Origin of the sequence: Gemella haemolysans, assembly GCF_012273215.1 — a bacterium.
Lineage (GTDB): Bacteria > Bacillota > Bacilli > Staphylococcales > Gemellaceae > Gemella > Gemella haemolysans_A.
Genome location: NZ_CP050965.1, coordinates 472,528 through 493,591 on the forward strand (window position 1 = coordinate 472,528; position 21,064 = coordinate 493,591).

Sequence of the window (21,064 nt, forward strand, 5' to 3'; positions counted from 1 at the left end):
GCCATAATCTCTAGGTTAATCTTTTTTTATTAAAATCAAAATTTCTATTGACTAAAAGTGTAAAATAAAATATAATAGTTAACATGATTAACTAATTAGTTAATATTGTGAACTATTATATTTAATAAAGGAGGTAGAAAATGAGCAAGAGTGAAATATCATATCATCAGGCAATCGATATGATGGAAGAATTCAGACAAATAATGAAAAGAATTCATAAAAAAAATAATGCACCTATTAGAAAACCAGAGTTTCAAGCAATGTTATTTTTATCATGTAAAGAAAAAATTACAATGCAAGAATTGGGTGAAGAATTATGTGTGACAAAGCCTAGGGTAACAGCTCTAGTAAGTGAGCTATTAGAAAAAGATTTTGTAGTTCAAAGTATAGATGAAAAAGATAAAAGGAAAAAATATATAAAGTTATCTGAAAGAGGAATCGAATATCTTGAATCACATAAAAAAGCTTATGAAGTATGGTTCAAATCTATGTGGGATAAATTTGATGCTAGAGAAAAGGAAGCTTTTAATATACTATTAACAAAAACAAATCTAGTATTACGAGAAGAAATACAAGATAAGGAGGATAACAATGAAACTAATTAAATATTTAAAGGGTTTCTTAGTGCCGATGATCTTTCTAGTTGCAATATTGGGGGTTCGTGTTGTTGCAGAGCTTGCGCTTCCAACTTACACAAGTAATATTGTCGATAAAGGTATTCAACAAAGTGGTATTGAAGATGCCGTTCCGGAAAAAATAAGTGAAAAATCATTTAGAGAATTGCAATTATTTATGACTGATGATGAAATTAAAAAAGTTTTATCTAAATATGCAAGAGACGGTGATGTTTATAAACTGGATACTATAAATGATAAAGAACGTAGTGAATTAAATGATATATTAAAAAATACTATGACTGTAGTATCTGGTGCAAAATCTGAAAATCTAGACTTAGCTAAGGTCGAAGAAGGAGTAAAACTAGGTTTAGTTAAAAAAGCTAGCTTAATTGAACAAAAAAATAAATCAATTAGTGATTTAGGAAGTTCAGCCGATATGATTACAAAACAAGCTGGAATTCGTTATGTTAAAGAAGAATATAGAAATAATGTTGGTATTGATACTAATGAAATTAGAAAAAATTATCTAAAAGAAGTTGGAATCATGATGATAATCGTAACATTTATTTCAGGTGTTGGAAGTGTTATTTCGAACTTTATAGCGAGTAGAATTTCTTCAAAGATAGCTTATAATTTACGTGAAAAACTGTATAATAAGGTATTATCATTTTCTAAACAAGATATCGATAAGTTTTCAACTGCTTCATTAATCACAAGAAGTACGAATGATATTCAACAAATTCAGAATGCTTTAAATATGATGTTATTTATTGCAATTTATGCTCCGATGATGGCAGTATACGGAGTATACAAAGTTACACAAACAGATACAGGTATGACATGGATAATTGCGTTAGGTGTAGGTATCCTAGGTTTAACATTAGGAATAATCTCATTCTTAGTAATGCCTAAATTCAAAATTATGCAAAAACTTATTGATAGAGTTAACTTAGTAACTCGTGAAGCATTAACTGGTATATCTGTAATTCGTGTTTTCGGTCGTGAAAAATATGAAGAAGAAAGATTTGATAAAGAAAATATTGTTCTTAAAAATGAACAACTTTTCATCAACAGAACATTGTCAGCACTTATGCCGATGATTATGTTAATAATGAATGGAATTGCATTATTAATAATCTGGGTTGGTGGAAAGAATATAGATGCTGGTAGTATTCAAGTTGGAGATATGATGGCATTTATAACTTATACAATGCAGATAGTAATGTCATTCTTGTTCTTTACATTCTTAATGATGCAACTACCTCGTGCTGAAGTTGCTGCTGGTCGTATCAATGAAGTATTGGCTACTGATGTAACTGTTGTAGATAGCGAAAACATTGATGACAGTAAACTACAAGATGTGAAAGGAAATCTTAAATTTGACAATGTTAGCTTCACATTTGATGGTGCTGATAGTCCAGTGTTAAGTAATATTAGTTTTGAAGCAGAAGCAGGAAAAACTACAGCAATTATAGGAAGTACTGGTAGTGGTAAATCTACATTGCTTCACTTAATCCCAAGATATTTTGATGCTAATGAAGGTGAGATTTCAATTGATGGAGTTAATATCAGAGATATAAGCTTAAGTAAATTAAGAGACATATTAGGATTTGTTCCTCAAAAAGGAGTATTATTCAGTGGTAATATTGAATCAAATATTAAATTTGCTGATGAAAATATTTCAGATGAACAAATGAGAAAAGCTGCTGAAATTGCTCAAGCGATAGAATTTATTAATGAAAAAGAAGATAAATTTAATAGTGAAATTTCACAGGGGGGATCAAATGTTTCTGGAGGACAAAAACAACGTCTTTCAATTGCTCGTGCGCTAGCAAAAAATCCAAAGATTCTACTTTTTGATGATAGTTTCTCAGCATTAGATTACAAAACAGATGTTAAATTAAGAAAAACTTTAAGAGAAGAAATGGCTGGGGTAACTACTATTATAGTAGCTCAACGTATCGCAACAATTCTAAATGCTGATAAGATTATCGTAATGAATGAAGGTAAGATTGTAGGAATTGGAAAACACCAAGAACTTCTAGAAAGTTGTCCAACGTATTTAGAAATTGCAGAAAGTCAACTTAGTGAAGAAGAATTAAAAAAAGGAGGTAAACATCATGGATAGAGATACAAAAATCGAAAAAGCAACTAATTTTTCTGGAACATTAAAAAGAATTATCAAATTGATGTTTACACAGTATAAATTCTCAAGCATATTGATAGTATTCTTTGCATTAGCTAGTACTGTATTTGGTATAGTAGGACCTAAGATTATGGGGAAAGCAACTACAGAACTTTTTGAAGGATTAGTAGCTAAGATTAGTAATGAAGGTAGTATTAACTTTGAGAAAATAGCTGGAATATTGCTTACTGTATTAGGTTTATATATACTTTCATCATTATTTATGTTTATTCAAGGTTGGTTAATGAGTAATATTTCTCAACAAATGACTTATGACATTCGTAAAGATATTAGTAAGAAAATAAATACTTTACCTGTTGAATACTTTGAACAACGTACAGTAGGTGAAACTTTATCACGTGTAACAAACGACGTAGATACGTTAGGTCAATCGCTAAACCAAAGTTTTACACAAATTATTTCTAATACGGCGACTGTATTAGGTGTTCTTGTAATGATGTTTACAATAAGTCCTCTAATGACATTAATTGCGTTAGCTTTAATTCCAGTTTCGGGGATATTATTAGGTGCTATAACAAAATGGAGTCAAAAATATTTCAAAAGCCAGCAAGATATGCTTTCTGATGTCAATGGGCAGGTTGAAGAAAGCTTTGCGGGTCAAAATATCATAGCAGCATTTAACTACAAAGAAAAAAGTGTTAAAGAATTTAATGATAAAAATGAGCAATTATATACATCATCATGGAAAGCAAACTTTTTCTCAGGATTAATGTTCCCTGTGATTAACTTTGTTGGTAACCTTGGTTATGTTGGTATTGTATTCTCTGGTGGATTATTAGTTTCTAAAGGAACTATTGGTGTAGGTGATATTCAAGCCTTTATCCAATATATAAGAAACTTTACTCAGCCGATTGGTCAAATAGCTCAGTCTATGTCAGAAATTCAAAAAATGGCTGCAGCAGGGGAAAGAGTATTTGAGTTCTTGGATGCTAAAGATGAAGAAGATGCAGAAGTTCTTGAAACAGTTACTAATAAAGAAGGTAATGTTGTATTTGATAAAGTTAAATTTGGCTATGTTGAAGACCAAATAATTATTAAAAACTTCACAAGTGATGTTAAAAAAGGTGAGATGATCGCTATAGTTGGTCCTACAGGTGCTGGAAAGACTACAATGGTTAAACTACTTATGAGGTTCTATGATAATAATGGTGGAAATATCTTTATTGATGGAAAAGATATTTCTAAATTAGATAGAGCTGAGCTTCGTTCTTACTTCACAATGGTACTGCAAGACACATGGTTATTTAAAGGGACAATAATGGAAAACCTTCGCTATGGTCGCTTGGATGCGACTGACGAAGAAGTAATAGAAGCGGCAAAAGCAGCACATATTCACCACTTTATTAAAACATTACCGGGTGGATATGATATGGAATTGAATGAAGATGCCTCAAATATATCGCAAGGACAGAAACAATTATTAACAATTGCTCGTGCAATACTTGCTGATAAACCTATATTAATTCTTGACGAGGCAACTTCAAGTGTAGATACACGTACAGAAGTACTAATTCAAAAAGCTATGAATAAACTTATGGAAGGTCGTACTACATTCGTTATAGCTCACCGTTTATCAACAATTAGAAATGCAGATAAGATTCTTGTGTTAAAAGATGGGGATATTATCGAACAAGGAAACCATGATGAGTTATTAGAACAAAAAGGTTTCTATTCAGAATTATATCAAAGTCAATTTGAAGAATAATCAAGAAAGACATTTAGAGAATTATCTCTAGATGTCTTTTAATGTTATTTCTTTGACAATATAAAGTTAATAAAGTATAATTATCTCATATTCGAGATAATTGTTAAAAGAAATATTTATAGTAAAAACAGGAGAATCCTTATGAATAATGAGTTTAAAGCCGTTATCGGAATAATGAGAGCAAGCAATTTATTAGTAGATGATTTAAAGAAAACTTTAAAGAATTATCCAATTAACGCGACTGAATTTTCTGTTATGGAATTTTTATATAGTAAAGGTGAGAAGAGTATTCAAGAAATACGAGATAGAATATTGCTTGCTAGTGGTAGTGCAACTTATGTTGTTGATAGTCTTGAAAAAAAAGGTTATATTACAAGAAATGTTAGTCAAAAAGATAAAAGAGTAACTTATATAAGATTGACTGAAGAAGGAATGAAATTAATCGATGATATTTTTCCAATTCATAAAAAAAATACTAAGAGAATTTTTGAAAAAATAAATGACAAAGAGTTAGTAATATTAAAAGAAATCTTAAAAAAAATAAACTAGAGGCTTACGCCTTTTTTAATAAATAAATATCTTGAAATTGAGATAATATAGGAGGATATAAAATGATAGAGTTAGGAATTAGTACATTTGGTGAAACTACAGAAATTGAAGGTACAGGAATAATACCTGCACATGATGAACGTATTAGAAATATGATTGAGGAAATGAAACTTGCTGATGAAGTTGGTTTAGATCTTTATGCAATCGGTGAGCATCATAGAGAAGATTTTGCAGTATCAGCACCTGAGATATTACTTGCAGCTGGCGCAGCTGTTACTAAGAATATAAAATTAAGTTCAGCGGTAACAGTATTATCATCATCAGACCCAGTAAGAGTTTATCAACAATATGCAACTATTGATGCAATATCTAATGGTAGAGCAGAAGTAATGGTAGGTCGTGGATCATTTACAGAATCATTTCCGTTGTTCGGTTATGATTTAGGTGATTATGAAGAACTATTCGATGAAAAATTAGCAATGTTAGAGAAAATTAAAGCTAATGAAATGTTAACATGGGAAGGAAAACATACACAAAAGGTAGAAAATAAGGGAGTATATCCAAGAAGTGTTCAAGAAGATTTTCCAATTTGGGTAGCGACAGGTGGAAATACAGAGTCTACTATAAAAATTGCTCAAAAAGGATTACCGATAGCATATGCTATAATTGGAGGTCAATACAAAGCTTTCAAAGGTTTAATAGATTATTATAGAGCTATAGGACGTAATGCAGGTCATAGTGAAGATAGATTAAAAGTTGCTTCACATTCTTGGGGATTTGTAGCTGAAACGGATGAAGAAGCGATTAAAAAATATTTCCATCCTACAAAACAGGTTGTTGATGCAATTTCGAAAGATAGACCGTTTTGGAGACCTCTTACTTTCGAACAATATTTAAATAGCGTAGGACCAGATGGATCTATGTTAGTAGGTAGTCCAGAAACAGTTGCAAATAAACTTATCGATATGATAGAAACTTTAGGACTAGATAGATTTATGCTACATTTACCACTTGGCTCTATGCCACATGAAGATATAATGAAAGCTATAAAACTATTTGGAGAAGAAGTAGCTCCACGAGTTCGTGAATATTTTAAAAATAAATAAGTAATTGAAATATAATTTCTAATTCAAGTAAAGCTATTTTTTCTAAAAAATGATACTCTATGTTATAATAAATAGACAATAAAAAGATGGAGAGTACAGATGATTTTAGATAAGTATAAATATTTATTATTTGATTTAGATGATACTTTATTAGATTTCGGTAAAGCACAAGTTTTAGCTTTTAAAAAATTATTGAAAGATGAAAATATTGAGTATAATGATGAGTTGTTTGAAAAATATGAAACGATAAATAAATCTTTATGGAGAAGTTTTGAATGTGGAGAAATATCGAATAAAGAAGTCACTAGTGAAAGATTTATAAGATTTTTTAAGTTGTTTGATAGAAAAGTTGATGGTAGTGAAGTAGATAAAAGATATAGAGGGTATCTTGCTGAAGGAAATCAACTTTTTGATGGAATAATTGAGATGTTAGAGAAACTAACAACAACTCATAAATTATATGTAGCTTCTAATGGAATAGGTGTTACTCAACATACAAGATTAAAAAATAATAATCTTAATAAATACTTTGAGAAGATTTTTATTTCCGAAGAAATTGGAAGTAAAAAGCCAGATAAAGAATTTTTTGATATTATTTTAAAAGAAATCTGTGTTGAAAATAAGGATGAAGTTTTAATGATAGGAGATACTCTTACATCGGATATATTAGGTGCTAATAATGCAGGGATTGATAGTTGTTTAGTAGATATTCATAAAATCTTAAATCCAGAGCTAGTACCTACGTATAAAATTGAGAAGACGATAGATTTATTGGAATTAAAAAAAGGAGTCTAAGTTGAAAAAATATCAACTTAGACTCCTTTTTTTATAAACTATGATTGTTGTATTTAATATTTTCTAGCGCGATAAAGCAATGTTCAATATTATATTCTTCTTTAAGAAGTATTTTTATATTTTCTACTATTGTGTAATCTTTAGCTGTATTATACTCATTTAAAAGAATGTGCATTGCTGCGTTGATTTCATTTGTATCAGTGTGCCAAATGTGAAATTCATGAATATCTACGATGCCTTCTATTTTTTTAATCTTATTGTAAACTTCTTCAGTATCTAGAGTAGTAGCTTCCATTAAAATTACAAATGATGATTTAGTAATTTTATATCCGCCTTTAAATAATATTATACTGATAATAATACTCATAATAACGTCAACAATTTGATAGTTTGTAAAGTAAATAATTGTTGAAGAAATTATAATTCCAATTGAACTAATTAAATCACCAAGGAAATGCCATAAAGCACTTTGAATATTAAGATTATCTTCTTCTTTTAAACTTTTTGTTAAAATTATTGTTACTACAATATTGAAGATTAATCCTATTGTCGATATTATCAGCATTGATTTGAAATCAATGTCTTTAGGATTGAAAAATCTCATAAATCCTTCAAAAATTAAATAAATAGAAATACCAACTAGCATTAAACCGTTAATAAAGGCAGCTAATACTTCTAATCTCACAAAACCAAAAGTGTATTTTTTATTTGGCTTTTTTGAACTGAATATCAAAGCAATTAAACTAAAACCTAATGCGATAACATCAGAGAACATATGGAATGAGTCACCTAATAACGCTAATGAATTAGAAAGAAGCCCCCCGATATATTCTAATAATGCAAAACTTATTGTTAAAATTAATGTTGTATAAAGTACTTTTTTTGAATATGATTGAATTTTATAATGTTTTTTATGATGAAAATTTTTTTGTATCATTTTATCCTCCTTAATTTATAATATTGTTATTATAAATCATGAAGTAGAACTTTACAAAAATACTGCACTGATAACAATTATTAGTACTTTTATCATCTGGCTCTATTGCTTTTTTTATATTAGTTTGATAAAATTAAGAAGAATTTAGATGAAAAAGGTGGAGAAAATTATGCGTATTTTATGTATTGGGGATAGTAACACTTGGGGATATGTTCCAGGTGAGGATGGAGTAAGAACTGATAAACGTTGGACTAAATTACTAGCAGAATTTCGTTCTAATGACACTATTATAGAAGAAGCTCTTTGTGGAAGAACAGTTACTGCAAAAGATACGATTGTACCGGTTAGATGTGGTATTGATACACTACCAATTTTAATGTTAAGTCACGTACCTGTAGATTTAGTAATAATTATGTTAGGGACTAATGATTTGAAAAAACAATTTAATCCGAGTGCGAAACATATTGCTAGAGGGATTGAAGAATATATTAAATATATAAGAAATCCTCATTTAATCGCTGGATATAAAATTCCGAAGATTCTTGTTGTTTCACCTGTTCCATTACGTGATGAAATAGTAGAAAGACAAAGCTTATTTGGAGAATTTGATGAAAACAGTTTAAAACAATCAAAATTCTTAGCTCAAACATTTAAAGAAGTTAGTGATAAATATGAAGTAGACTTTTTAAATGCGGGGCGTGTAGCAGAGACTTCATTAATTGATTGTATTCACTTAGATGAAAAAAATCATGAAAAATTAGCGAAGTATATTGCTAGTAAAGTGTCTGAAGTGTTAGATTACGAAGAAGCAAGATAAGAAGAATCCGATGATAAACTTTCTAAATATGAAAGATTATCATCGGATTTGTTTTTTATATTGTTTAAAAGATAGTTTACTTATATATATTGTTAAAATAGCTAGAAGTATATATATCAAATTGAATTCTGAAATAATAAATTGATTAACAAAAGTTATACTAAATATTGTAAAATATATTCCGATTATGTATGTATTACCAGATTGCTTAGTTAAAGTTCGATCGATAGTTTTGAAAATTCTATTATAGATACTTAGTAAAATAATAAAAATAATACTAATTAACCAATATCTATCCACAGGGATATTAAGATTTAAATCACTTAATATCAGAGAAAGAGTAATAAAATTTGTCATAATAAATAAATGATTAGTTAAATGATTAAAATTAATATCTTTCACATGAATACTTCTAGATATGAAACTTGGGAATAGTTGACTTATCATAAAAGCAAAAAATATAAACCAATAACAATAATCAATAAATAAAAAACCTAAAAAGAGAGCTAATGTTCGACCAGTGTGAATATAACTAAACGGTTCCGTTAATTTTTTTATCATTAATTGTTTATTATCTATGAGAATGTACTCTGTAATATGTTGAACACTTAATATAACTGATAGGAGCACTAATGTTGCAAGAATGAATTTAATATCAAATGTATTTCTTATTAATAAATTTAAGACAACAAGTGTTTGAAAAATTAAAAAGAAATAATTTAGAAAACTATCTTTACCATATCTATTTAAATGAACTACTTCTATTAACCAACTATTAAAGAAAATTGTAAAAAGTAGTATAAAATGAATGAATCCATATATTGACTTATCCATATATAAATAGTCTATTGAGAATTTACTTATTAATAAAGACAATGAAATTGTGTATAAAGTTGTAAGTATAGTTTCTTTTTTTAAAATAAATTTTAACACAAAAACTTCCTCCTTATTTACATTTTACCTCACATGATTTTACAAAAAATATTGAAGTTATCCATAGCAAAATGCTAGGGGGATAACTTCAATCTTCTTTACAAAATGAAAAAAGTTATAATCATATTTTATCAAAAAAAAAATTGAATATCAATAAAATGAATGGACCTTAAAAGTCATTCATTATTAAAGAAAGAATTTTAAGATCCATTTTTTAGTTGAGTATTTGAATTTATATAGTTTAATTAAATAGTTATTTTTTGAATTTTTTATGAGTTTCTGTGTAAAATACTAAACCAAGTAATGTAATAATAACACCACTTATAGCTAATATAAATTGAGTAATAATAGCAGCGAGTACTATGTAAGCTCCACCTATGATAGAAATCCAAGGAACTATAGGGTAAAATGGAACTTTATATGGGCGTGGCATATCAGGTTCTCTTTTTCTAAGGACAAATACAGCGAAAAATGTCGCTATGAAGAAAATCCAAATTGTAAATAAAAGAAAATCTGTAAGAGTATCAAATTCTCCTGTAAACATCATCGCAATAGTTAAAACTAAAGTTACTAAAGCTGAGAAATATGGAATTGAGAATCTATTTAGTTTGATCCAGAAGTTTTTAAATGGAATCTGATCTTTCATTGCCATTGCATAAGGAACGCGAATAGCTGTCATAGTAAAACCATTCATAGTTCCGTAAACACTAATCATAATACCAATGGTTATTATTTTACCACCATTTGGTCCAAATAACTTAGTAGCTACATCATTAGGAACATTACCGTTACCTGCTATTTGTTCCATAGGCATAGTAAGTAGATACGCTACATTTATTAGTAGATAAATTGCTGTTATTACTAGTAAACCATATAAAATTGCGCGTGGTAAATCTTTTTTCGGATTTTTCATTTCACCAGCAATAGTTCCAACATTACTCCATCCGTCATAACCATACATGGCGGCTAACATTGCAGCACCAAGAGCAGCTAGAGGTGTAGAACTAGTTGATGATGAACTACTAGGAAAAAGTTCAATTGTCGTAGGATTAGGTTGTAATAATCCGAAAACAATAATTGCTATAATTGGTATAAGTTTACAAACAGTAGCAATAGTTTGAATATGACCACTCGCCTTACTACCAAGTAAGTTTAAACCTGTTACCGTAGTAGCGGCACATGCTCCTACAAGTATTGAATATTTCTTGTCAACACCAAAAAGATTTAGAAATTGTGTTGAAAAAATAGCGGCGGCTGCAGCTATACTAGCAGGATAATATATTACAGCCTGAGCCCAACCAAGTAAGTATGATATTGTTTTTCCATAAGCCTTTTCAACCCAAACTATCATACCCCCGGTTTCCGGTATAGCGGCAGCAAGCTCAGCAGTAGTTAATCCCGCACAAATACTTATAATTCCAGCAAGAATCCAAGCTAGTAGACCAAGGCTGACGTTTCCTGTAGTTTTATATATAACTGCCGCTTTAAAAAATACCCCTGAACCAATTACTACGCCAACTACTGTAGAAAAAGCTCCAAAAAATCCAATTTCTTTTCTTAAATTTTCCAAAAGAATCCCCCCCTTATATAATATGGAATATTTTTTAATAATATTTAATTTTTAAAATTTTTATGGTTGTTTTTCTTATTAATTTCTAGGCGTACTTATTATATCTTATTTTTTATATCTAAACAATAGTTTCAGAAGAAAAATTTAACAAATTATGTTAGAAAATTTCACAATATATTTATTTATGAGATTATGTTAAATAAAAGATTGAAATTAGAATATTTCAATTAATAGTACAAAGATTAAATGTTAAAAAATTTAGAAAAATTCTTCCTAAAGATTTAACAAAACGGATGAAAATGTGTTATAATAAGGAGTATCTGAATAAAATTACTAGATTATACTAGAAAGGAATTTAACATGACAGAAGAAATTAAAGTAGATGTACAAGATTTAAATGATCAAATGCTTGTTCGTCGTGAAAAAATGGAAGCTATGAGAGAAAGTGGTTTAGATCCATTTGGAACTAAATTTGAAAGAACACATCTTTCAGATCAAATCGTAGCAGAATATGATAAATTTAGTAAAGAAGAATTAGAAGAAAAAAATATTTCTGTAACAATTGCAGGACGTATTATGACTAAACGTGGTAAAGGTAAAGCTGGATTTGCTCACGTTCAAGATTTAGGTGGTCAAGTTCAAATTTACGTTCGTCAAGATAGAGTAGGAGATTCATATGAATACTTCAAAACTCTTGACCTTGGGGATATTGTAGGTGTAACTGGGGTACTATTCAAAACTAACGTAGGTGAATTATCTGTTAAAGCTGATAAATTTGAAATTTTAACAAAAGCACTACGTCCACTACCAGACAAATTCCACGGACTTAAAGATGTTGAAGAGCGTTACAGAAGAAGATACGTAGACTTAATTATGAATGAAGACAGTAAAGAAACATTTATTTTACGTTCTAAAATTATTCAAATTATGCGTAGCTACTTAAATGAACGTGGATACTTAGAAGTAGAAACTCCTATGATGCACTCAGTTGCTGGTGGAGCTGCTGCTCGTCCATTCGTAACTCACCACAATGCACTAGATATGCAGTTATTCATGCGTATTGCACTTGAATTACCTTTAAAACGTTTAATCGTCGGTGGATTAGAAAAAGTATATGAAATTGGTCGTGCATTCCGTAATGAAGGTGTATCAACAAGACATAACCCAGAATTTACAATGATTGAATTATATGAAGCTTATGCAGATTACAATGATATTATGGATTTAACAGAATCTATGATTGCTTACATCTGTAATGAAATTCACGGTACTACAAAAATTATGTATGGTGAAGATGAAATTGATTTAACTCCAAAATGGCGTCGTGTACATATGGTAGATGCTATTAAAGAAGTAACTGGAGTTGATTTCTGGCCAGAAATGACTGATGCAGAGGCTCATGCATTAGCTAAAGAACACAACGTTCCAGTTAGAAAAGATATGAAAGTTGGACACATTATTAATGAATTCTTTGAAACATTTGTAGAAGAAACATTAGTTCAACCAACATTCGTTTACGGTCACCCAGTTGAAGTATCTCCATTAGCTAAAACTAATGCAGAAGACACAAGATTTACTGATCGTTTCGAGTTATTTATCGTTAGACGTGAACATGCAAATGCATTTAGTGAGTTAAACGATCCAATCGATCAAAAAGAAAGATTCTTAGCTCAAATGGATGAAAAAGATGCTGGTAACGAAGAAGTTTATGAAATGGATGAAGACTTCGTTGAAGCATTAGAATACGGTATGCCACCAACAGGTGGATTAGGAATCGGAATTGATAGATTAGTTATGTTATTAACTAACTCAGCTTCAATCCGTGACGTACTGTTATTCCCATACATGAAGCACAAGTAAGTCGATATTGATTTATTAAAATCTGATTAAAAGAACATTATTAGGAATAACAAAAATTAAAACTCCCTAAAATTTAGGAAGCTTTAATAGAAATTAAAGGGAGCTTAGTCTCCCTTTTATTATATAAAAAAGATATATAAGGAGTATCCAATGGCAAGCTTTTTTGAAAAATTAAAAGAAAAATTTTCTGCTAAGGAAGAATTAAATGAAGAACTGATTTCGCTTGATGAATATGAAGAGTTCGTCGAGAGTCAGTTTGTAACTGAAAAATTTAAAAAAGGACTAAAAAAATCACGTGATAACTTCTCTAATGCACTTAATAACTTAATTAGTTCGTATAGAGAAATTAACGAAGAATTTTTTGAAGATTTAGAGGAATTACTTATTCAATCAGATGTTAGTTATAACACTGTATTAGAATTAGTTGATTATCTAAAAGTTGAGTCACAAAGACAAAATTTAAAAGAACCAAGTGAGCTTCAAAGTATGATCATTGAGAAGTTGGTAGATGTTTACATGGAAGGAACAGTAAAATCTGAATTAAACTATGCACCAGAAAAAGAACTTTCAGTGTTCTTATTTGTAGGGGTTAATGGAGTAGGGAAAACTACATCTATTGGTAAATTAGCTCATAACCTTAAGAAAGAAGGAAAAAAAGTACTTATAGCTGCTGGAGATACATTTAGAGCAGGAGCTATTGATCAACTTGATGTTTGGGCAAAACGTAGTGGTGCAGACATTGTAAAATCACATGAGGGAGCTGATTCAGCAGCGATTATCTTTGATGCTATTCAATCTGCTAAAGCAAAAGGTTATGATGTATTACTTTGTGATACTGCGGGTCGTCTACAAAACAAAGATCATCTTATGAAAGAGCTTGAAAAAATTGTCCGTGTAATTAAAAAAGAAGTTCCAGAAGGGCCACATGAAGTACTTTTAACAATAGATGCGACAACAGGTCAAAACGGTATACTACAAGCGAAAACATTTAAAGAAGTAAGTGATGTAACAGGTGTTATTCTTACTAAACTTGATGGAACAGCTAAAGGTGGTATAGTCATCGCTATTAAGAAAGAACTAGGTATTCCAGTTAAACTTGTAGGTTTAGGGGAAAATATCGATGATTTAGAAGTATTTGATCCTGAACAATATATTTATGGACTATTTTATCAAGAAAACTCTGATAAAACTGAAGAACAATCAGAAGCAGAATAGCAATATTGATATAGTTCAATTTATAAACTTAAAAATACTAAAAAGTTATAAAATTTTTTAAAATTTGAAGTTTTAATAAATATTTAAGTGAGATTTTTCATAAATTGGATTTACGAAATCATATTTGGAAAATCTCTCTTTTTTGTATTATTTTAAAATCAATAATTAACATAGAAATATTTTAGTATTAAATTTGAAATTATTTCCGAAAATTAATTGAAAAAATTGTAATAAAAGTATATAATATATATATTAAGAAGGTAATTATATATGGAGGATTAAGATGGGATTTTTATCTAAATTATTCGGAAAAAAAGAAGAGCAAGTAAATGAGGTTGTTTTAAGCTCATACATGAAAGGTAAAGTAGTAGATATTACAGAAGTACCGGACCCAGTATTTGCTCAAAAAATGATGGGAGATGGATTTGCTATTATTCCTGAAGAAGGGAAACTTATTTCACCAGTAGCTGGAGAAATTATCCAAGTATTCCCAACAAAACATGCTTTTGGAATTAAATCAGGAGATGTAGAAATTCTTATTCACGTTGGATTAGAAACAGTTGCTATGAAAGGTGAAGGTTTCGATGTAGCAGTATCTGCAGGAGATAGAGTTGAAGTAGGTCAAACTTTATTAACTTATGACTTAGAGTTAGTTAAAGAAAAAGCTAAGGATATTATTACTCCTTGTGTAATTACAAACATGGATGCAGTAGCAAATATCGAAGTATTAAAATTAAATGAAACTGTTGATTTCTCACAAGAAGTAGCAAAAGTAAAACTTAAATAGACCTAGGTCTATTTAAGTTTTACTATTAGTAACGAATTTATGAATGATAAAAAATTTTGGAAGATTATATACCTGTATATAACGAAATATAATTACAGTATATTATATTATCGTCCAGAAAAAAAAGATGTATGGCTTATTAATGAAGATAATGAATTAATAAGATTTATATACGGAGATAGTTTTAAATCAACAGAAATCGACAGCATTGTTTCTAATGTTATTAGAAATGAAGTTAGACTGAAAAAAATGTTTAAACTGAATAGTTTAAAAATGAAAATCCTTTATGTTTCTCCTGAATTTGATGATATTATAGAAGATTACAAAAAGTATAGAATATCAAATAGCATAATTATCGAACGTATTTTATATAATGAGAAAAATAGTAAGCTGTTTTTAAAAGAAAAAGATAAGAGTTTTATAGAAGGAACGCCTGACACTTTAAGATATAAAAATAGGGTGGTTGAATTATATAAAAGGCAAACATTAGATAGAAATGTATTTAATGTAAAATATAATATATTATCAGGTCTTTATTTAATTTTATTCTTAATAAATTATTTTATAATTTATTTATCGAATAGAAATAGTTCTGCATATCAATATATCGAGTATAGCTATCAGAAAATTATAAGCGGTCAATTTTATAGAGTATTTACTAGTGTTTTTACAGTAGATAACTCTATGAAATTGTTGGTAATATTGGCAACAATCGGGGTTAGTTCAATTCTATTTAATAAGTCTCTTAATATATTGAAAAGCCTTGGAATATTATTAATAGTTTCCTTAGTGTTCAATTTCCTGTTGATATTTGGATATTCAGGGGTGCTAGATATTGCCTTGGTTTCAAATATTGCGCTTTTAGGTTCTATTTTTATGGGACAGCTTAGTAAAAAGAATGATAATTTGAAATTCATGTATTCTAGTGCAATATCAATTGTTTATCTGGCCTTGGTTTCAATATTATTTGATACTTCTATAGTTTTATATATTTTTTCTTTTGTATTAGGAGTATTTATAGAACTATTTTTAGTTAAGAAAAGAGTTTATATAGCACTAATTTGTATGGTAGTCTTTTGTCTCCTTGGTGAAACATTTTTAATCGCAGGTGTTAATACGAAAGGTACAATTAATCGATTTAGAGTTTCGAGAGTTGATAGTAGGTTATTAAAAACATACAATGATGAAGATATATTCAATTTAGAAAAAGAATTAAACTCTAAAAATAAATCCGCTTTAACTTATTATGAGTTAGGTATGGTTAAGATGACTACAGCTACAAAACAAGATGCTAAGAAAGTTTTTCTTGAGGGAATAAATTTTGATGATTCTTTTGCACCGCTTTATTATAATTTAGCAATAATTGAACGCCAAGAAGGTAATTATTCGAAAGCAAAAGAGTATGCAGAAAGAGCTTATGAATTAGACGGAAGAGAAGCTAATAAAAATCTAGTTGATGAATTGAGTAATTTTTAAGGTGATATTAATGAAAAATTTTTATGATTTGCAACAATTTTTGAAATCATTTGGTATAATTATATATATGAAGGATAGAAAACATACATTAAGTATGGTAGAATATGAAGTGAGAGAATTAAGACGTTTAGAATTAATTTCAAAAGAAGATTTTATAAGAGCAATTGCTATAATTAGACATGAAGTTAATTATGAATTATCAAAAGGATAGGTGATAAGAAATGGAAAATAACCTAATATTTATTAAGGTTCGTAGAAGAATAGAAGAAGATGTTGTGAAGATTGAAGAAATGATTAATGCTTGTGTATCGGTAAAAGGTCAGAGAAAATGTCCGCTTTATCAAGATGTTATTGATACTCAAATCTATGGTCTTACTAAAGAAATAAACTTAGCAGTAGAAATAGGTTGCATTTCACAAGAAGCTGGGCGCATAATTCTAGCTGATTTAGAAAATAAAGCTAGCGAAATGTACTCTAATTTAGCAGAAGAAAGTAAAGCAAACTAATATGAATTTTGTAAGAAGAATACATAGATCAATTAAGCATGAACGTAGACATGTGAGATTAGATTGGGTAGTGGCATTAACACTTCTTGTATTGTTAGTCTTAAGTTGTATGATGGTTTATAGTGCTAGTATGATTGGTAATAAGTATGGGACTTTCACATCAGGTATTCCAGTAAGTGAAACATACTTCTTGCAAAGGCAGGCAATGTGGGTAGTACTCGCTTATATAGCGTTTTTAGTATTCTCAGTTGCAATACCTTTTGAAGTTTTTAAAAATAAAAGCTTTTTAATGAATGGATATCTAGTAATAGCGTTTCTACTATTTTTACCTTTGTTTATGCCATCAATCAATGGTGCTAGATCTTGGATAAGAATAGGTGCGTTCAGTTTTCAGCCATCAACTTTAGCACAGTTATTTATCATTATGTATATGGCATATATATTAGAAACTAGAAAAGTAAAATTAAGACAAATTTGTACGAGTTCAGAATTACTGAAAATGTTCGGTATACCTTTAGGATTGGTTACTATAATAGCACTACAAAATGATACTGGAATGATACTTATCACGTTGTCGGTTATGGGTATTATGACTTTATGCTCTAATATGCATTCGCAAAATATAAAAAAAATATTATCACTAGCGATAGTAGCAGGTGTGGTAGTATTAATGTTGTTTATGTTGAAAAGTGCATTATTCAGTAGTGGAACTTCATATAGAACAAATCGTCTAAAAGTATTTTTAAATCCATTTTCTGAGGATTTGGCAGCTGCAGCCGATCAGGTAATAAATTCATATGTTGCATTTGGTAATGGAGGATTATTTGGTAGAGGATTAGGAAATTCTATTCAAAAACTAGGTTATTTACCAGAAGCACATACAGACTTTATACTTGCTATTATAGCTGAGGAGTTAGGTTTTATAGGTGTTTTATTCGTAGTAACTTTATTATTAATAATCATTGGTAAAGTAATATTTTCTGGTACAAAATCAAGAAATACTTTTTCAGCGATGTACTCATTAGGATTCGCAAGTCTACTAGTAGTACAGGGAGTAGTTAATATTGGTGGAGTTACGGCCTCTATCCCGATGACTGGAGTCCCATTACCATTTATAAGTAATGGTGGTAGTTCAATTCTTGTATTAAGTATAGGATTAGGAATAGCTACTAATATCTTGGCTCATGTTAAATATTTAAGAAGTAACAAAAAATAAAATGGAAATTCGAATTGATATTATTTTATAGTATTGATTCGAATTTTTATTTATTAAATTTTAGTATTGCTAGAAATTGAAAAAATTACAATTTATTATGATGATACTTGCTAACTTAAGCTAATCAAGCTATAATAGTAAAGGTAACTTTTAAAGGAGATTATAGATGAAATTAGAACAATTTGATTTTTATTTACCAGAGGAACTTATTGCACAAACTCCTCTTTTAAAAAGAGATACTAGTAAATTACTATGTGTAGATAGAAAAAACAATACACATGAACATAAAGTTTTTTCAGATATTATAGATTATTTTAATCCTGGAGATACTTTGGTATTAAATAATACTAGGGTTATGCCAGCTCGTTTATATGGTGCTAAAAAGGACACTGGAGCTGCAATAGAAGTATTATTATTAAAAAATCTAGGACATAATGATTGGGAATGTCTAGTAAAACCAGCAAAAAGAATAAAAGAGGGAAGTATTGTATCATTTGGTGATGGTATTATGGAAGCTGTGTGTACTAAAGTTCTTGATGATGGATTTAGACATTTTGAATTTGTATATGAAGGAATATTCCAGGAAAGATTAAATGAACTTGGTACAATGCCTTTACCACCATATATTAAAGAACGATTAACTGATAAAGAAAGATATCAAACAGTTTATTCTAAAGAAGTGGGAAGTTCGGCTGCTCCAACTGCCGGTCTTCACTTTACAAATGAACTATTAGATAGAATAAAAGAAAAAGGTGTGAATATAGCATATTTAACTCTTCATGTTGGACTAGGTACATTTAGACCTGTTGCTGTAGAAAATATTGAAGATCATGATATGCACTCAGAATATTATACACTAGATGAAAAAACAGCGGAACTTATTAATAAAACAAAAGAAAATGAGGGAAGAGTATTTTCTGTAGGTACTACTACAACAAGAACATTAGAAACAATTGCTCGAGACAATAATGGAAAAATTGTTGCAGCCTCAGGTTGGACAAATATTTTTATCTATCCGGGATTTGAATTTAAATGTGTTGATGGATTAATTACTAACTTCCATTTACCGAAATCATCATTAATAATGCTTGTAAGTGCATTTTATGATAGAGAAAAAGTTATTGAATTATATAATATAGCAGTTGAAAATAAATATCGTTTCTTCAGTTTTGGGGATGCTATGATAATAATATAATTATTGAAAGGAAATTTTTATATGAGAGATGTAAAAGAAAATGCAGTTTGGTATGAACATATAAAAACATGTAAACAGTCTGGGGCAAGATTAGGTATTGTTCATACACCACACGGTAGCTTCGAAACACCAGTATTTATGCCGGTTGGGACACAAGCTACAGTAAAAGCAATGTCACCAGAAGAAGTAAAAGGTATGGGGGCTGATATTATTTTATCAAATACATATCACCTTTGGTTACGTCCTGGTGAAGAAATTGTTGAAAAAGCAGGTGGACTTCACAAATTTATGAATTGGGATGGAAGTATCCTAACAGATTCAGGAGGATTCCAAGTATTTTCTCTTAGTGAAATGAGAAAAATCGAGGAAGAAGGAGTTCATTTTAAAAACCACCTGTCAGGAGAAAAATTATTCTTATCACCTGAAAAAGCAATGCATATTCAAAATGCTTTAGGTTCAGACATAATGATGGCTTTCGATGAATGTCCTGATTATAATCACGACTATAAATATATCCGTCAATCAGTGGAAAGAACTAGTCGTTGGGCAGAAAGATGTTTAGCAGCACATAAAAATCCAAAAACTCAAAGTATTTTTGGTATAGTTCAAGGTGCAGGGTTCAATGATCTTCGTGAACAAAGTGCTAAGGATCTAGTAAGTATGGATTTTCCAGGATATGCCATTGGAGGTTTATCGGTAGGTGAACCAAAACATGAAATGTATAGAGTTTTAGAACATGTTACACCTTTATTACCAGCTAATAAGGCTAGATATTTAATGGGAGTAGGATCTCCTGATGCTCTATTTGAAGGAGTACTAAGAGGAGTAGATATGTTTGACTGTGTGCTACCTACGCGTATTGCACGTAATGGAACATGTATGACATCTGCTGGACGTGTTGTAGTGAAAAATGCTAAGTATGCAGAGGACTTTACACCACTTGATCCAGAATGTTCATGCTACTGCTGTAAAAATTATACAAAAGCATATCTTCGTCATTTATTTAAAGCTGATGAAATTTTTGGAGCGAGATTAGCAACAACACACAATATCCATTTCTTAATTAATATGATGAAAGATATTAGACAAGCTATTAGAGAAGATAGATTACTAGATTTCAAAGAAGAATTCTTTGAAAAATATGGATTAAACCAAGAAAATCCTAAGAATTTCTAGCAATTTAATAAAAAAAGAATAGAAAAGGTTTATTTTTTACTAAGTATATAGTAGAATAAACATATATTATAAATAAACGGAGGTAAAACATGCAAGGTTCATATATTAATATTATTATGATAGTATTTCTTTTTGGATTCATGTACTTCATGATTATTAGACCACAATCTAAAAGAAATAAAGAATTGAAACTTCTACAAGATTCATTAAAAGAAGGAGATAGAATCGTAACTTTCGCTGGAATTTACGGGGATATCGTTGAAGTAGGGACAGTAACAGTAAAAGTAAGAATTGCACCAAAAGTAGAAATCGAAATAGATCGTAATGCTATTCGTAGCTTGGTTGCAAAATAATAAATATTTAAGCGGATTATATTAATAATCCGCTTATTTTTTGAA

20 protein-coding genes are annotated in these 21,064 nt (G+C 29.4%); 17 read left to right on the forward strand and 3 right to left on the reverse strand.

What is annotated here, in order from left to right; all coding sequences use genetic code 11:
• Positions 1 to 140: 140 nt before the first annotated feature.
• From FOC48_RS02325 to FOC48_RS02350, 6 genes are all read left to right on the forward strand, one after another.
• On the forward strand, positions 141 to 605 hold the full coding sequence (locus FOC48_RS02325) for a MarR family winged helix-turn-helix transcriptional regulator (RefSeq protein ID WP_003146455.1): 465 nt from the start codon (positions 141 to 143) through the stop codon (positions 603 to 605).
• The gene (locus FOC48_RS02330) at positions 592 to 2,745 is read left to right on the forward strand and encodes an ABC transporter ATP-binding protein (protein WP_003146452.1); all 2,154 of its coding nucleotides are present in this window, start codon (positions 592 to 594) and stop codon (positions 2,743 to 2,745) included. Before FOC48_RS02325 ends, FOC48_RS02330 begins: the two co-directional genes overlap by 14 nt.
• Positions 2,738 to 4,528 (forward strand): ABC transporter ATP-binding protein, encoded by a 1,791-nt coding sequence (locus FOC48_RS02335; protein WP_003146451.1) that lies wholly within the window; start codon positions 2,738 to 2,740, stop codon positions 4,526 to 4,528. Before FOC48_RS02330 ends, FOC48_RS02335 begins: the two co-directional genes overlap by 8 nt.
• A gap of 141 nt (positions 4,529 to 4,669) precedes the next feature.
• Positions 4,670 to 5,077, forward strand: coding sequence for a MarR family winged helix-turn-helix transcriptional regulator (locus FOC48_RS02340; protein ID WP_003146450.1), 408 nt, complete (start codon positions 4,670 to 4,672; stop codon positions 5,075 to 5,077).
• Positions 5,078 to 5,139: 62 nt separating this feature from the next.
• Entirely contained in the window at positions 5,140 to 6,183 is a 1,044-nt protein-coding gene (locus FOC48_RS02345; RefSeq protein WP_003146449.1) for an LLM class flavin-dependent oxidoreductase, read from the forward strand.
• 99 nt (positions 6,184 to 6,282) lie between these two features.
• Positions 6,283 to 6,978 (forward strand): YjjG family noncanonical pyrimidine nucleotidase, encoded by a 696-nt coding sequence (locus tag FOC48_RS02350; protein WP_003146448.1) that lies wholly within the window; start codon positions 6,283 to 6,285, stop codon positions 6,976 to 6,978.
• 31 nt (positions 6,979 to 7,009) lie between these two features.
• Here the strand turns inward: FOC48_RS02350 and FOC48_RS02355 are convergent, their stop codons facing one another.
• Entirely contained in the window at positions 7,010 to 7,915 is a 906-nt protein-coding gene (locus FOC48_RS02355) for a cation diffusion facilitator family transporter (RefSeq protein ID WP_003146447.1), read from the reverse strand.
• 169 nt (positions 7,916 to 8,084) lie between these two features.
• Between FOC48_RS02355 and FOC48_RS02360 the strand changes: the two genes are divergently transcribed.
• Complete coding sequence (locus tag FOC48_RS02360; protein ID WP_003146446.1) at positions 8,085 to 8,732, forward strand: GDSL-type esterase/lipase family protein; 648 nt, start codon at positions 8,085 to 8,087, stop codon at positions 8,730 to 8,732.
• Positions 8,733 to 8,771: 39 nt separating this feature from the next.
• Here FOC48_RS02360 and FOC48_RS02365 read toward each other — a convergent pair whose 3' ends face one another.
• Both FOC48_RS02365 and FOC48_RS02370 read right to left on the reverse strand, forming a co-directional pair.
• Positions 8,772 to 9,665 (reverse strand): hypothetical protein, encoded by an 894-nt coding sequence (locus FOC48_RS02365; RefSeq protein ID WP_003146445.1) that lies wholly within the window; start codon positions 9,663 to 9,665, stop codon positions 8,772 to 8,774.
• A gap of 253 nt (positions 9,666 to 9,918) precedes the next feature.
• On the reverse strand, positions 9,919 to 11,235 hold the full coding sequence (locus FOC48_RS02370) for an APC family permease (protein ID WP_003146444.1): 1,317 nt from the start codon (positions 11,233 to 11,235) through the stop codon (positions 9,919 to 9,921).
• Positions 11,236 to 11,595: 360 nt separating this feature from the next.
• Here FOC48_RS02370 and lysS point away from each other — a divergent pair, with 360 nt between their 5' ends.
• From lysS to yajC, 10 genes are all read left to right on the forward strand, one after another.
• Positions 11,596 to 13,095 carry a lysine--tRNA ligase gene (gene lysS / locus FOC48_RS02375; protein WP_003146443.1) on the forward strand — a complete coding sequence of 500 codons (1,500 nt, stop codon included), beginning with the start codon at positions 11,596 to 11,598 and terminating at the stop codon, positions 13,093 to 13,095.
• 150 nt (positions 13,096 to 13,245) lie between these two features.
• Complete coding sequence (gene ftsY, locus FOC48_RS02380; RefSeq protein ID WP_003146442.1) at positions 13,246 to 14,310, forward strand: signal recognition particle-docking protein FtsY; 1,065 nt, start codon at positions 13,246 to 13,248, stop codon at positions 14,308 to 14,310.
• Between the two features lie 283 nt (positions 14,311 to 14,593).
• Positions 14,594 to 15,097: a PTS sugar transporter subunit IIA gene (locus tag FOC48_RS02385; protein ID WP_003146441.1), complete on the forward strand. Its 504-nt coding sequence runs from the start codon at positions 14,594 to 14,596 to the stop codon at positions 15,095 to 15,097.
• A 39-nt stretch (positions 15,098 to 15,136) separates the two neighbouring features.
• Positions 15,137 to 16,573 (forward strand): tetratricopeptide repeat protein, encoded by a 1,437-nt coding sequence (locus FOC48_RS02390; RefSeq protein WP_003146439.1) that lies wholly within the window; start codon positions 15,137 to 15,139, stop codon positions 16,571 to 16,573.
• 10 nt (positions 16,574 to 16,583) lie between these two features.
• Positions 16,584 to 16,784, forward strand: a complete 201-nt coding sequence (locus FOC48_RS02395) for a YqgQ family protein (protein ID WP_003146438.1) — start codon at positions 16,584 to 16,586, stop codon at positions 16,782 to 16,784.
• Positions 16,785 to 16,794: 10 nt separating this feature from the next.
• Positions 16,795 to 17,079: a DUF1507 family protein gene (locus FOC48_RS02400; protein WP_003146436.1), complete on the forward strand. Its 285-nt coding sequence runs from the start codon at positions 16,795 to 16,797 to the stop codon at positions 17,077 to 17,079.
• A 52-nt stretch (positions 17,080 to 17,131) separates the two neighbouring features.
• A complete protein-coding gene (locus FOC48_RS02405) occupies positions 17,132 to 18,295 on the forward strand; it encodes an FtsW/RodA/SpoVE family cell cycle protein (protein ID WP_254263191.1) in 1,164 nt (387 codons plus the stop codon).
• Between the two features lie 166 nt (positions 18,296 to 18,461).
• A complete protein-coding gene (gene queA, locus FOC48_RS02410) occupies positions 18,462 to 19,490 on the forward strand; it encodes a tRNA preQ1(34) S-adenosylmethionine ribosyltransferase-isomerase QueA (RefSeq protein ID WP_003146433.1) in 1,029 nt (342 codons plus the stop codon).
• Positions 19,491 to 19,511: 21 nt separating this feature from the next.
• A complete protein-coding gene (gene tgt, locus FOC48_RS02415; RefSeq protein WP_003146431.1) occupies positions 19,512 to 20,666 on the forward strand; it encodes a tRNA guanosine(34) transglycosylase Tgt in 1,155 nt (384 codons plus the stop codon).
• Positions 20,667 to 20,755: 89 nt separating this feature from the next.
• Positions 20,756 to 21,019 (forward strand): preprotein translocase subunit YajC, encoded by a 264-nt coding sequence (gene yajC / locus FOC48_RS02420; RefSeq protein WP_003146429.1) that lies wholly within the window; start codon positions 20,756 to 20,758, stop codon positions 21,017 to 21,019.
• Positions 21,020 to 21,064: the final 45 nt, after the last annotated feature.

Excerpts from the sequence above, each read along its gene's own strand:
- FOC48_RS02330 (WP_003146452.1), top strand. The coding sequence starts at position 592 with ATGAAACTAATTAAATATTTAAAGGGTTTCTTAGTGCCGATGATCTTT.
- FOC48_RS02355 (WP_003146447.1), bottom strand. The coding sequence starts at position 7,915 with ATGATACAAAAAAATTTTCATCATAAAAAACATTATAAAATTCAATCA.
- yajC (WP_003146429.1), top strand. The coding sequence starts at position 20,756 with ATGCAAGGTTCATATATTAATATTATTATGATAGTATTTCTTTTTGGA.
- FOC48_RS02325 (WP_003146455.1), top strand. The coding sequence starts at position 141 with ATGAGCAAGAGTGAAATATCATATCATCAGGCAATCGATATGATGGAA.
- FOC48_RS02335 (WP_003146451.1), top strand. The coding sequence starts at position 2,738 with ATGGATAGAGATACAAAAATCGAAAAAGCAACTAATTTTTCTGGAACA.
- queA (WP_003146433.1), top strand. The coding sequence starts at position 18,462 with ATGAAATTAGAACAATTTGATTTTTATTTACCAGAGGAACTTATTGCA.
- ftsY (WP_003146442.1), top strand. The coding sequence starts at position 13,246 with ATGGCAAGCTTTTTTGAAAAATTAAAAGAAAAATTTTCTGCTAAGGAA.
- FOC48_RS02400 (WP_003146436.1), top strand. The coding sequence starts at position 16,795 with ATGGAAAATAACCTAATATTTATTAAGGTTCGTAGAAGAATAGAAGAA.
- FOC48_RS02345 (WP_003146449.1), top strand. The coding sequence starts at position 5,140 with ATGATAGAGTTAGGAATTAGTACATTTGGTGAAACTACAGAAATTGAA.
- lysS (WP_003146443.1), top strand. The coding sequence starts at position 11,596 with ATGACAGAAGAAATTAAAGTAGATGTACAAGATTTAAATGATCAAATG.
- FOC48_RS02385 (WP_003146441.1), top strand. The coding sequence starts at position 14,594 with ATGGGATTTTTATCTAAATTATTCGGAAAAAAAGAAGAGCAAGTAAAT.
- FOC48_RS02360 (WP_003146446.1), top strand. The coding sequence starts at position 8,085 with ATGCGTATTTTATGTATTGGGGATAGTAACACTTGGGGATATGTTCCA.
- tgt (WP_003146431.1), top strand. The coding sequence starts at position 19,512 with ATGAGAGATGTAAAAGAAAATGCAGTTTGGTATGAACATATAAAAACA.
- FOC48_RS02395 (WP_003146438.1), top strand. The coding sequence starts at position 16,584 with ATGAAAAATTTTTATGATTTGCAACAATTTTTGAAATCATTTGGTATA.
- FOC48_RS02350 (WP_003146448.1), top strand. The coding sequence starts at position 6,283 with ATGATTTTAGATAAGTATAAATATTTATTATTTGATTTAGATGATACT.
- FOC48_RS02390 (WP_003146439.1), top strand. The coding sequence starts at position 15,137 with ATGAATGATAAAAAATTTTGGAAGATTATATACCTGTATATAACGAAA.
- FOC48_RS02340 (WP_003146450.1), top strand. The coding sequence starts at position 4,670 with ATGAATAATGAGTTTAAAGCCGTTATCGGAATAATGAGAGCAAGCAAT.